The 12,910-nt window shown below is 29.0% G+C and carries 9 protein-coding genes and 1 pseudogene; 6 read left to right on the forward strand and 4 right to left on the reverse strand.

Annotation, left to right across the window (positions count from 1 at the left end):
• Nucleotides 1-245 precede the first annotated feature (245 nt).
• From FVE75_RS11855 to FVE75_RS05080, 4 genes and pseudogenes are all read left to right on the forward strand, one after another.
• The gene (locus FVE75_RS11855) at nucleotides 246-590 is read left to right on the forward strand and encodes a TnpV protein (protein WP_408610444.1); all 345 of its coding nucleotides are present in this window, start codon (nucleotides 246-248) and stop codon (nucleotides 588-590) included.
• Nucleotides 518-2,095 (forward strand): Eco57I restriction-modification methylase domain-containing protein, encoded by a 1,578-nt coding sequence (locus FVE75_RS11915; RefSeq protein ID WP_456298528.1) that lies wholly within the window; start codon nucleotides 518-520, stop codon nucleotides 2,093-2,095. The genes FVE75_RS11855 and FVE75_RS11915 overlap by 73 nt, the downstream gene beginning before the upstream one ends.
• Entirely contained in the window at nucleotides 2,043-5,396 is a 3,354-nt protein-coding gene (locus FVE75_RS11325) for a helicase-related protein (protein ID WP_232052646.1), read from the forward strand. The genes FVE75_RS11915 and FVE75_RS11325 overlap by 53 nt, the downstream gene beginning before the upstream one ends.
• A 144-nt stretch (nucleotides 5,397-5,540) precedes the next feature.
• Nucleotides 5,541-5,708 (forward strand): annotated as a pseudogene (locus FVE75_RS05080) (S16 family serine protease); the annotation flags it as partial.
• 106 nt (nucleotides 5,709-5,814) lie between these two features.
• Here the strand turns inward: FVE75_RS05080 and FVE75_RS05085 are convergent.
• The 4 genes from FVE75_RS05085 to metH form a co-directional block, all read right to left on the reverse strand.
• A complete protein-coding gene (locus tag FVE75_RS05085; protein WP_147005526.1) occupies nucleotides 5,815-6,408 on the reverse strand; it encodes a hypothetical protein in 594 nt (197 codons plus the stop codon).
• Nucleotides 6,409-6,680: 272 nt separating this feature from the next.
• Nucleotides 6,681-6,878 (reverse strand): hypothetical protein, encoded by a 198-nt coding sequence (locus tag FVE75_RS11330; protein ID WP_232052648.1) that lies wholly within the window; start codon nucleotides 6,876-6,878, stop codon nucleotides 6,681-6,683.
• 357 nt (nucleotides 6,879-7,235) lie between these two features.
• Nucleotides 7,236-7,403 carry a hypothetical protein gene (locus tag FVE75_RS11335; RefSeq protein WP_232052649.1) on the reverse strand — a complete coding sequence of 56 codons (168 nt, stop codon included), beginning with the start codon at nucleotides 7,401-7,403 and terminating at the stop codon, nucleotides 7,236-7,238.
• 76 nt (nucleotides 7,404-7,479) lie between these two features.
• Entirely contained in the window at nucleotides 7,480-10,989 is a 3,510-nt protein-coding gene (gene metH, locus FVE75_RS05100; RefSeq protein ID WP_147005527.1) for a methionine synthase, read from the reverse strand.
• 470 nt (nucleotides 10,990-11,459) lie between these two features.
• On the opposite strand from metH, the gene FVE75_RS05105 reads away from it, so the two are divergent.
• Nucleotides 11,460-11,699 carry a thioredoxin domain-containing protein gene (locus tag FVE75_RS05105; protein WP_147005528.1) on the forward strand — a complete coding sequence of 80 codons (240 nt, stop codon included), beginning with the start codon at nucleotides 11,460-11,462 and terminating at the stop codon, nucleotides 11,697-11,699.
• Nucleotides 11,700-12,059: 360 nt separating this feature from the next.
• Nucleotides 12,060-12,431 carry a class Ib ribonucleoside-diphosphate reductase assembly flavoprotein NrdI gene (gene nrdI, locus FVE75_RS05110; protein WP_147005529.1) on the forward strand — a complete coding sequence of 124 codons (372 nt, stop codon included), beginning with the start codon at nucleotides 12,060-12,062 and terminating at the stop codon, nucleotides 12,429-12,431.
• Nucleotides 12,432-12,910: the final 479 nt, after the last annotated feature.

The raw sequence follows: 12,910 nt of genomic DNA on the forward strand, positions 1-12,910 counted from the left end.
CTGCACAAAAAATATATTAACTGAAATTAATAGGGAAATTAAAAAATTTTCACTTGAAAAACCTTTCAATGTACGGTATATTGATAGTAGAGAAACAGAAGGCGAAAACGACGATAATAAGGAGATTGGCAATGAAAACGAAAGAGATAATCAGCGACAAGGAATATTGGGTAGAGAACGGGATTTATATTCCGATAGTGAAAGAAACACCATACGAGGAAGCAGGGGGAACTTACAAAGTGGAGATGATAAACAATCAGTTCGAGATATTAGTGCCGAACTTGGAAACTCCAGAGGAGATAGACAGAGGGAAACTCGACACTTGGGGGAGAGCAAGACTTCGTTATTTGGAGGAAGAGAATCCGATGGAATTGGAAAACTTGATGAACAGCAACCAATTGATGAGACACTTAATGGAAATACAGGAACAAATAGAAGAGTTCAAGGAGAAAGAAATGCCAAAAATGATGGAAGTTTGGGGAATAACAGAAGAACTGAAAAGAAAAGATCAAATGGAATGGGTAGGGCTTTACAACAACCTTCGCTCTTCGATGAGAGAAATAATTCAGAAACAATTCATAGAAGTATAAATCAAAACGAAAAAGGAGCATTGCAAACTCCTTTTTTGAATTTTAGGATAAAAAAGGAAAATCAATTAGAAAAATTAACGCCTAATCAAAGATTGGAAAACAATATCAATGCAATCCGAGTCTTAAAAAATCTTAATGAAAATCAGGCAAATGAGCAGGAAAAAGAAATATTGTCAAAATATGTGGGATGGGGTGGATTAGCGGATGTTTTTGATGAAAATAAAAAAGGGCAGTGGGAAAATGCTAGGAATTATTTAAAAGAAGTTTTAACATCTGAAGAATACAGTAATGCTCGTGAAAGTACATTAACTGCTTTTTATACTCCAAAAATTGTAATTGATACAATGTATAAGGGTCTTAAAAATCTAGGATTTGAAAAAGGAAATATTTTAGAGCCAAGTTGTGGGATTGGGAATTTTATTGGAAATTTGCCAGAAGAATTTTCTAATTCAAAAGTTTATGGAGTTGAACTGGACAGTTTAAGTGGTAATATTGCAAAAAAACTTTATCCTGAAAGCAATATACAAATAAAAGGGTTTGAAAAAACTGTTTTTTCCAATAATAGTTTCGACATAGCAATAGGAAATGTACCTTTTGGAGATTTTAAAGTTATAGACAGAGATTATAATAGAAATAATTTTATGATACACGACTATTTTTTTGCTAAATCTATTGATAAAGTAAAAAGTGGTGGTATTATTGCTTTTGTAACATCTTCAGGAACATTGGATAAAAAAGATGCTTCTGTAAGAAAATATATTGGTGAAAGAACTGAATTTCTCGGAGCAATAAGACTTCCTAACAATATTTTTAAGGGGATTGCAGGAACAGAAGTAACTTCAGATATAATTTTTTTAAAAAAAAGAACTGAATTGAAACAGGAAAATCAGGATTGGTATGAGTTATCAAAAGATAAAAATGGCTTAACATACAATAAATATTTTGTAGACAATCCACAAATGATAATAGGAGAAATGAAAGAAATATCAGGAAGATTTGGAAAGACTGTAGCCTGTATTTATGATAGTGATAATGACCTTAAAATAAGTTTGGATAATGCTATTCAAAATATTAAAGGAAGTTATGAGAAAACCGAAGGGGAAAAAGAAACAATACTTAATGAAATTGAAAATGTTGAGAGAAATTTTTCCTTTGTAAAAAGAGAGAATGAAGTATTTTTTAAAGAAAATAATGAATTAATTTCAAAAGACTTTTCTGAAAAAGATAAAAATAGAGTTTTAAAATATATTGATTTATCTAAGAAATTAAGAGATGTAATTCAAGTTCAAAAAGAGAACTGTACGGACGAAGAACTGAAACAAAGACAGGCGATTTTGGATAGGATTTATAATGATTTTACTGAAAAATTTGGTTATTTGAATAGCAAACAGAATGCTAAAATTTTAGGAGAGGATTCAACTTATCCATTACTAGCTTCAGTAGAATTATTAGATGAAGAGAAAAATTTTATTGGAAAAAGTAATATTTTTCAAAAGGACAATTAAATATTCAAAAGCGATTGAAAAAGTCGATAAACCTGAAGAAGCCTTGATTTTATCAATTTCACAAAAGGGAAAAGTAGATTTTGAATATATGGAAAAATTATCAAATATTTCTGAAAAAGAATTAAAGAAATATTTAAAAGGACAAATATTTTATGATTTAAAAAAATTTGAATACGTGCCACAGGATGAATATTTAAGTGGGAATATACGAGAGAAAATTACATTAGTTGACAAATTTTTAAACTATAAAGAACAAAATACAGAATATGATTTGAAATTAGATATTGGTATTGACGAATTAAAGTATCAGAAAGAAAAATTGCAGGAAGTAATGCCTAAACCACTTGAAGCAAGTGAAATAAATATAAGAATCGGAGCAACTTGGATACCAGCAAAACATATAGAAAAATTTATATCTGAAACTTTACAGACAAATCTTTGGGTTATAGATATGAAAGTAGAGTATTCGGATTTTACGTCTGAATGGCATATAAGTAATAAAAATCTAGATAAAAGTAATCCGTTAGTGAATATGACATACGGAACTTCAAGGGCTAATGCCTTCAAATTGATTGAAGATGCCTTGAATTTAAAAGATACAAAAATTTTTGATTATGTTACTGACGGAGATGGAAAAAAGAAGGCTGTATTGAATAAAAAAGAAACTTTGTTAGTGCAGCAAAAACAAGATATATTAAAACAGAAATTTAAGGACTGGGTATTTGAAAACCCTGTAAGAAGAGAAGAATTAACAAAAATATACAACGAAAAATTCAATTCAATTAGGCTTCGTGAATTTGATGGAAGCAATCTAACTTTTGATGGAATTAATCCTGAAATTAAATTGCGAAAACATCAGTTAAATGCGGTTGCTAGAACTTTATATGGTGGAAATACGTTATTGGCTCATGTGGTTGGAGCAGGAAAAACATTTGAAATGGTAGCAAGCTGTATGGAGTCTAAAAAACTTGGGATGTCTTCAAAATCGCTCTTTGTAGTGCCTAATCATTTAACTGAACAAATGGGACGTGAATTTATGGAACTGTACCCAGGAGCAAATATTTTGGTTGCAACTAAAAAAGATTTTGAAACTAAAAATAGAAAAAAGTTTATTGGAAGAATTGCAACTGGAGAATACGATGCTGTAATAATAGGACATTCACAATATGAAAAAATTCCTATGAGCAAGGATTATCAGCAAAAACATATACAAGATGAAATTAATGAAATTGTAAAAAATATTCTAAAATTAAAGGAAGAAAATAACCAAAATTTTACAGTAAAACAACTTGAAACAACTAAGAAAAAGTTGGAAACAAGATTACAAAAGTTAAATGATGACTTTAAAAAGGATGATGTTATAACTTTTGAAGAATTAGGCATTGATAAATTGTATGTGGACGAGGCACATGCATTTAAAAATTTATATATTTATACAAAAATGAGAAATGTTGCAGGAATTGGACAGACTGAAGCATTAAGATCTTCAGATATGTTTATGAAATGTCAATACATGGATGAAATAACAGGTGGAAAAGGAATTGTTTTTGCAACAGGAACACCAGTCAGTAACTCAATGTCAGAACTTTATACAATGCAACGATATTTACAATATGAAGAATTAAAAAGTCGTGGAGAAAATAATTTTGATTCATGGGCAAGTACATTTGGAGAAACCGTTACAGCTATAGAATTATCACCTGAAGGTAATGGATATCAATCAAAAACTAGATTTTCTAAATTCTATAATTTGCCTGAGTTAATGACAAACATTAAACAATTTGCAGATATTCAAACTGCAGATATGCTAAATTTGCCAACACCTGAAGTAGAATATAAAAAAATTCTGACAAAACCAACGGAGCATCAGAAAAAAATATTGGAAAGTTTTTCCGAAAGAGCAGAGGCAGTTAGAAATCAAAAAGTAGAATCAACTGAAGATAATATGCTAAAAATAACAAACGACGGTAAAAAATTAGCATTAGATCAGCGTCTGATAAATGAAATGCTACCTGATGATCCAAATAGTAAAGTAAATAACTGTGTACAAAATATTTTTGATATTTGGGAAAATAGCAAAGAAAATCGTTCGACACAGCTTGTGTTTTCAGATATGTCAACACCGAAAAGTGACAAAAGTTTTAATATTTATGACGATATGAAATCAAAATTAATTGAAAAAGGAATACCTGAAAATGAAATTGCATTTATACACGATGCAAATAATGAAAAACAAAAAGATGAACTATTTGCAAAAGTTCGCAGTGGAGATATTAGAATACTTTTTGGTTCTACTCAAAAAATGGGAGCAGGAACAAATGTTCAAAATAAACTAATAGCATTACACGATTTAGATGTGCCGTGGCGTCCTTCAGACTTGGAACAGCGGGCAGGAAGAATAGTCAGACAAGGGAACGAAAATAAAAAAGTAGAGATTTATAGATATGTTACTGAGAATACGTTCGATTCGTATTTGTGGCAGACTATCGAAAATAAACAAAAGTTTATAAGCCAAATTATGACTTCCAAAACTCCAGTTAGAGTTGCGGAAGATATTGATGAGAGTACATTAAATTACGCAGAAATTAAAGCTCTAGCAACTGGAAATCCGTTAATTAAAGAGAAAATGGATTTAGATATGGAAGTTAGTAAACTAACATTGTTAGAATCGAATTATAAGAGTAATTTGTATCACTTGGAAGATAAAATTTTAAAATACTATCCAAAAGTTATTGAAAATACTGAAAAAGAGATTATCAACTTAGAAAAAGATATACAAAAATCAAAAGAAAATCCGAAGGATAAAGAAAACTTTGTAGGAATAACAATAGGAAATAAACAGATTATAGATAAAAAAGAGGCTGGGGAAATACTTTTAAAGTCAATAAAATCTAGTATGACAGATGTTTCTGAAAGGATTGGAAAATACAGAGGATTTGATATTTACTCATATTTTGATAGTTATGCAAAAGAGTTTAAAGGATTTTTACAAAATGAAACTAAACATTATTTGGATTTTGGAACAAGTGAATTAGGAAATATTACGAGAATGGATAATGCTTTGGATGAAATTTCTAAAAGACTGGATAATCAAAAGAAAAATTTAAATAGATTTAAAGATGAACTAGAGAAATCAAAAAAGGAAGTTCAGAAACCATTTGAACAAGCAACATTACTAACGGAAAAACGACAACGATTAAGTGAGGTAAATAAACTAATTGAAACAGAGATGAAAAATAGAAATAGTATAAGTGAAAAAGAAAATGGATTAAATTTAAATAGAAATGACAAAGAAAAATAATTAAAAATTGATGTTGTTATGGGGGCAATTTGGAGACAATATAAATTTGAATAGGGCATTTTACGTAAAATATTGTATTATAATCTAAAATAAACGCTAAAAAATAAGGTATCTATCTTATAATAACTTTTATATAATTGGGTTGGAATAAGAGATGTAGTGCTTCCTTATGACAATAAAGTTGATACAGAGGAATTGCCAAAGGAAATTGCAGACCAGATGAAATTCTACTTTGCTAAAACTTATGATGATGTGAAAAAGATTGTTTTTGTAGAGAAGAAAGAAGTAAAAAAAGCAGGAAAAAGAAAATAAATTATAAAAAAATTATTTTTTATGATAATGTGATTAGTTAAAAGTAATAAAAAATTGGAAGTTGTCTATATTTTAGATTTTCTTCCAATTTTTTTAGTTATAAATTTTATTTAGTTGGTTTCCAAGTTTCAATAACTTTTGCCATTTCCACTAATGTTTGTCTATTTTGAAGACCTTCCATAGAGATAAAATATACTTTACCCTCATGATCAATACAATTTACAATCATTATAGTGCCATCATTATACTTTATTGTTAAACTTGTACCTTGATATCCATTTATATCAACAGGATCTAAAGTAATATTTTCTTTAGGAATTCCTTCATTAAGATATTTTTGCATAAGTACATAGGCAGCTTTTTCTGAATTTGCTTTCCCATCTTTAGAAAGTAGGTCTAAAGTTACGATGTTTACAGGGTCAATACTTAACTGAACTGCAGTTGGAGATGAATTTGGATCTGTAAATTCAAGCCAATTCTCAGGTTTTGTTACATAACCAACAGTATCACTTCCGTATCTGATACCTTGTACTGTGTTTTCAGCTTTATTTTTAGTTTCTGTATCTGTATTGCCAGAATTATTTTTTTGTTTTGTAGAAGTAGTATTATCAGCGTTCTCATTTTCGCTGTCATTATCTCCGCAAGAAAATACTAACAACATTAAAAATAAAAGTACAGTAATTTTTTTCGAAATATTCAATTTTATCACTCCTTACAATTACCATTTGTATTAAAGGTAATTTGTTTTCTGTTTTTACATTATAATTATACAATATAAAATTTTAAAAGTCAATAATCTTAAATATCAACCACTTCTGAATCTTTTCCACAGAATAATAATAAGAAACCCAGCAAAAGTGACTAAGTGATTGGATTCAACATTTGAAAGTAAAAATAATTTTACAATACCTGTAAATATTGGAATTATTAAAAATACAGTAATTAATCTAAAAAAATCATATTTTATTTCTATTAAAATTTCTTTTTATCTTCAAGATTTATTCCTAATCTTTTATTTTTAGCCCTGTTTTCTGAAAGGATTACATACTTTTCATCAGTTTCAAAAATAGTTTCAGAATTTGGTGTTAATTTTATCTTTTCATTATCAATCCAAAGTATTTTTGGGAATATCCTAAATTTTAATTTATCACGAATTATTATTTTTGCCATTTGTTTTTATTTTCCTTTTCTATTCTTTTTTGATTTTCAATATATTCTTTAATATTTTTAAAAATATTTTTTGAACAAAATAAAACAGTATAATAAATGTTCCAAATGAGAGAACTATGTATTTCCTTTTTAAAAATAAACATTAAAGATATAAATATTAAGAGAATACTTAAAATAATTATCCACTCAAGTTTTGAAAAAGGTCTAGTATTATTGTCATCCATTCCTACATCAGTTGTAATGAGAAGATGAAGAATATAAACGCCGATTAGTTTTATTAATTGCCAAAAAATGAAAAATTTTCTAGAATAATCTTGTTTCCAGCCAGATGAAATAAAATAATCATAAGAAATTCAATTATAAAAATTTTTTCTCGTCATATAAATTTATAATTCCATTAATTAGTGACAAAACAAGCATTATTTCAATAATATGTATTGTAAATACGCTTTTATCCAATTTTTGAATATCAATATAATCCATAAAAATTGAACTTAATAAAATCATTTTTATTATTTGATACATTTTGTTTCTCCTTTCATAAGAAAAGTGCATTATATAAGTTAAAATAATACACTTCACTTACAAAAAATTCAAAAAACTACATATTAAAATATTTACAGAACGGCTGTGAGAATACAATCGCACTTACTGTAGCTTCTGGGTACATCATAAATTCTTCTGTTAGAGAGATTCCGTATCTTTCTGGTTTTAAAAGATTAAATAATTTTCTCTGGTCACTTAAATCTGGGCAGGCAGGGTATCCGAAAGAGTAACGGTTTCCTTGATACTGGGCACTTAGAATTTCGTTTAAAGCAATGTCCTTGTCGATAATTCCTACATCCTGACGCATCATTTTGTGAATGTATTCTGATGTTGCTTCAGCCAGTTCAAGTCCTACAGAGTTTACAATATGCCCTCTGTAAAATTCACCTTTTTCTTTAAGTTCGTTTGAAACAAGTCTTGATTTTTCTCCTGCAGTTGCAACAAAGAATCCGATGTAGTCGATTCCATCTGGGCTTACATAATCATTTAATGATAAATACTGTCCGTATTTTTGTCTTGGGAAATCAAATGTTTCTAAAACAGTTGACAAGTCATCTGATAAAACTTCGATTTTGAAATCTTCCTTTCTTTCTCCAGCTTTTCGACGTACAGGGAAAAACTTGTAGATAGCTTTTATATCAAAATATTCATCACCATTTTCGATAATATCCAAAATTTCATTGTATAATTTTATTGTTCTAGGGTCTTGCTTTTCAATTAGATTATTTACAATCCATTTCATTCCAAGATGTTTTCCAATTAGCATTTGTAAATTTATGAATGGGAATACATCTTTTGCTTTTATGTTTGTTATAATTTGTTTATTTAATGTTTGCGGCTTATAAATTTTTTCAAAGTCGTATTTTGGAAGTTCAACTTTTGAAAAATCAAATGTTCCGTCAGCATCTTTAATGTCACTTACTGTTGGTTTAACTTTCAGCTGCTCAAGTTTTTTTGCATCTTTAATTGTTACGAGTTCTCTACGTTTTTGCAAGTATTCCTTAAATTCTTCAAATTTTTTCTCATCAATCATTTTGTTTAAGTCAGCAAGAGCTGTCATTGCATCTCTTGAGTAAATTACGATATTATTTTTGTAGGCAGGCTCAATTTTATTTACAGTGAATTTTTCCGTAAGTGCCGCACCTCCTACAAATATTGGAATATCAATACCAGCTTCATGCAGAACGCCCATAGTATTTACCATTTCTGTGGCAGATTTTACAAGAAGTCCAGAAAGTCCCAAGAAGTCTGCTTTGTGTTCAATAATTGCTTCACGGATTTTTTCAGCAGGAGTATTTATTCCTAAGTCAATTACTTCGTAACCGTTATTCCCAATGATTATTCCAACCAGATTTTTTCCAATGTCATGAACATCCCCTTTTACTGTTGCCATAATTACTTTTCCTTTTACAGATGATTCATCTTTTTCCATAAACTGTTCCAGATGTGAAACAGAGGCTTTCATAACTTCTGCACTTTGCAACACTTCGGCAACAATTAAATCATTGTTGTTAAACAGTCTTCCAACTTCATCCATTCCAGTCATCAGAGGACCGTTTATTATGTCAATTGGAGAATATTTCTGAAGTAATTCATCAAGATAGACAATTAAATCTTTTTTACTTCCTTCAACAACTAAATTTGAGACTTTTTCTTCGGTAGTTAAGTTGCTTGTATCGACCACTTTTTGGATAGCTTTTTTCTCACGATAGAAATTTGCAAATTTTGATACATTTTCATCGTTTGTATGGAATAATAGATTTTCTGCCAATTCCTTTTCTTCATCTGAAATTTCGTCCATTGGCATAACTTTTTCAGTATTTACTATTGCATAGTCAAGTCCGGCTTCGTAGGCTTTTTGCATATAGTAAGTATTCAAAACTTCTCTTCCTGCGACAGGCAATCCGAATGAAACATTACTTACCCCTAAAATTGTCTTTACATTTGGCATTTCAGCTTTAATTTGTCTAATTGCCTCAATTGTTGCTGTGGCAGAGCCAATATACTTCTGATCTCCTGTAGCAACTGGGAAAACTAATGTGTCAAAGATTATATCTCTTTCATCAATTCCGTATTTTTTCGTAAGAAGTTCGTAACTTCTTCTAGCAACTTTCAATTTTTTCTCAACTGAAACAGCCATTCCTTCCTCATCAATCAGTCCTACAACGACAGAAGCCCCAAAATCCTTAATAACTTTTGCCATATCAGCAAATTTCTTTTCCCCATCTTCAAGGTTAATTGAATTTATAATTCCTTTTCCTTGCAAGTAAGTAAGACCTTCCTTGATAACATTTATATCAGTTGAGTCAATCATAAGAGGAACTTTTGCAAATTTTGCCACTTTATCTAAGAATGCTTTCATGTCTGCCACTTCATCCCTGTCTGGATTTGCAAGACAAATATCAATTACATCTGCACGCCCCTTAATCTGAAGTCTGGCAACTTCTGTTGCCTCGTCAAATTTTTCGCTTGCAATTAAGTTTTTAAAAATACGTGAACCAATTACATTTGTACGTTCCCCCACGTAAATTGGACGGTTTTTTGGAGTTTCTAAAGTAATTAGTCCTGATACATCGTTAAAATCTTTGTTTTCATCAATAACTCTTGGAGAATAGTTTACACTTTTTTCCTTAATTTTCTGAATATGTTCAGGCGTAGTTCCGCAGCACCCTCCAACAATATTTAAATAATTATTTTGGAAAAACGGCTCAATTTTTGCAGATAATGTATCTGGAGTTTCCTCGTATTCTCCATCTTCGTTGGGCAGTCCAGCATTTGGATAAACTGAAATATATGTATTTGAAATATTATTTAGTGTCTTTAAAAATTGTGTCATAAATTCAGGCCCTGTTGCACAGTTCAATCCCACAGAAAATGGATTCATATGATTTACAGCGTAATAAAAAGCGTCTGCTGACTGTCCAGCAAGTGTAGTCCCTGTACTTTCGATTGTAAACGATAGCATCAACGGTACAGTATAATTTTCTTCCATTGCCTTTTTAAGTCCTAAATATGCAGCCTTCAAGTTTCTGGTATCCTGAATTGTTTCAAATAGAATCAAATCCACACCGCCAGCCATAAGTCCAGAAACAGCCGTATAATAACTATGGATAAGTTCCTCGAAAGTAACACCTCCAGTAACGCTGATAGATTTGTTAGAAGGCCCTAATGCCCCTGCAACATAAAGATTTCTCGTAACTTCAGGATGCTCGCTTCTATATTCAGCAATAGCTTCATTTACAAGTTCCGCTGCAGCTTTATTCATTTCAAAAGCTTTATCTTCCAAGTCATAATCCTTCAAGACAATATCCAAAGCCCCAAAACTGTTTGTTTCAATAATATCACTCCCAGCCTCCAGATATCCTTTATGAATATTTTTAATAATGTCAGGTCTTTGTAGAACAAGATAATCATTACATCCTTCATATTTTTCGCCACCAAAGTCATTGGCAGTTAAATGTTCTTGCTGAATCATAGTCCCCATCGCTCCATCCAGCAGTAATATTTTGTTTTTTAAATCATTTTGCAATAAATTGTAAGAATTTTTGTATTTGTTTTCTTTCATTTTTTCAGCTCCTATTTTCAAATTACATTTTATTATTTTATCATAAAAAAGTGTATGTGTATATAGAAATATAATATTTTTCTAGTATATTTTTACTTATCAGAAACAATTTATATAAATATTTAAAAATAATCACAAATTTTTTAATATTATTTAAAAATAAATTTAATTATATTTGTAATAATTTTAGAAAATTTTTTATATTAATAGTTAAATAAAAAAATAATATTACAAAAACTATTATTTTTTCAGAAGTTTTTTAAATAATAATAAATAAGAAAATTTTGATATATAAAATATATAATTTACAAAACCCCTTTATCCATCAACTTAGAAAACTCTTTAATCAAAAATTAAATATAATCTTATTGAAAAAATTTCAAAAATGAGATACACTACATATACGATATAAATTTAAAAATAAACACAATATATTGTGTTTTGTTAATAATAAAGGAGAAGATGTAGAAATGAGAAAAATTATAAAATTTGAAAAAAATGATTGTAATCCATGTGCAATGGTATCTGACTTATTAGATAAAAAAGGAATAGAATATGAAAGAATAAATCCATTTGACAATCCAGAGATTGCTGTAAAATATAAAATAAGAAGTGTTCCAACAGTAATTTTGTTTGAAGAAAACGAAGAAATAAAAAGAACAATTGGATTTAAGCCAGAAGAAATCAATGAAATTATCTCAATGATGTAACTTTAGAACAATTTGAAAATACAATTTAAAGTAATAATAATACTCAAAACAAATTTTATTAAAATATTTAGTTTTGGGTATATTTTATGCCAAAAATTCGGAAATGTAATCGAACCAATTTAAAATTATACTCTTTAGAGTTATACAAATTTAGGGTTTGAGAATAATAGTTATAGTTTTTGAACTTGGTTTTAAAGAAATTTTACTATATATTTAAAATTGCTTGAAATTTAAAGTTGTATAAAATTAAATGAGTTAGCATAATTAAGGATTTTTGGTTTAAAAAAATATTTGTGAAATAAAAATTAGCAGCTTTTTCACGAAAAAGTGAAACAAATATTAAAAAGCAAGGTGAAATCGATGTATATATATTACGATTCAAAAACAGGAAATGTTGAACGATTCATAAAAAAAATGCAAGCCAAACGTCCAGACTGGCATTTTATAAAGATAAATCCAACTATGGTAATCAAAAATGAAGGACATTTTCTGACATTTACAACAAAAATTGGAGAAATTCCAGTAACAACAAATGAATTTCTGCAAAATGAAAACAACAGCAAACTATTAAAATCAGTAAGTTCCAGCGGAAACAGAAACTGGGGGCAATTTTTCGCACTAGCAGCTGATAAAATTCAGCAAAAATACAAAATTCCAGTATTAATGAAATTTGAGTTATCAGGAACAAGTACGGAAGTGGAAAATTATATTGAGTATTTGGAAAATAACTAACTTTATTTTTGTAGGATTGCTCATTGCTGCAAAACCTTACCTTGCAATAAAGATTTATCCTAATAATTAAAATTATGGCAAGATTGCTACGCAATAACCTATGGCTAGTCTACGACATTTTTCTGCACTGACAAAAAACTCGCTACGCTCAGACAGTTTTGCCAGCACAGAAAAATGCTCCGACGGATTAGTTTATACTAGACTTTGTTTGAAAAATAAAAATTATATCTTATAATTACTTGAAAATATTAGGTTTATATCCTTTATTAAAAAAGTTTATAAGAAAGTTTTGTGTTGAGCGGGGTGGTTCGTAGAACATTTCGCTATTATCTCTAAGTAGTAATCAGTTAAATATGTTAAAGTAACTGTTATTGCGAAAAAGGGCATGACGTCTGATGCCCTTACGTTAAAAAAACTAAAAATAATATAAAAAGAAATAATAATTATTAATAAAAATAATTTAATTGGATTAGTAAAAG

The organism is Leptotrichia hongkongensis (assembly GCF_007990635.1).
Taxonomy (GTDB): Bacteria; Fusobacteriota; Fusobacteriia; order Fusobacteriales; family Leptotrichiaceae; genus Leptotrichia; species Leptotrichia hongkongensis.

What these genes read in the sequence shown, in the direction of transcription:
- nrdI (WP_147005529.1), top strand. Translation starts at nt 12,060, where the DNA reads ATGTATATATATTACGATTCAAAAACAGGAAATGTTGAACGATTCATA.
- FVE75_RS11330 (WP_232052648.1), bottom strand. Translation starts at nt 6,878, where the DNA reads ATGGCAAAAATAATAATTCGTGATAAATTAAAATTTAGGATATTCCCA.
- FVE75_RS11855 (WP_408610444.1), top strand. Translation starts at nt 246, where the DNA reads ATGATAAACAATCAGTTCGAGATATTAGTGCCGAACTTGGAAACTCCA.
- FVE75_RS11335 (WP_232052649.1), bottom strand. Translation starts at nt 7,403, where the DNA reads ATGTATCAAATAATAAAAATGATTTTATTAAGTTCAATTTTTATGGAT.
- metH (WP_147005527.1), bottom strand. Translation starts at nt 10,989, where the DNA reads ATGAAAGAAAACAAATACAAAAATTCTTACAATTTATTGCAAAATGAT.
- FVE75_RS05105 (WP_147005528.1), top strand. Translation starts at nt 11,460, where the DNA reads ATGAGAAAAATTATAAAATTTGAAAAAAATGATTGTAATCCATGTGCA.
- FVE75_RS11325 (WP_232052646.1), top strand. Translation starts at nt 2,043, where the DNA reads ATGAAGAGAAAAATTTTATTGGAAAAAGTAATATTTTTCAAAAGGACA.
- FVE75_RS11915 (WP_456298528.1), top strand. Translation starts at nt 518, where the DNA reads ATGGGTAGGGCTTTACAACAACCTTCGCTCTTCGATGAGAGAAATAAT.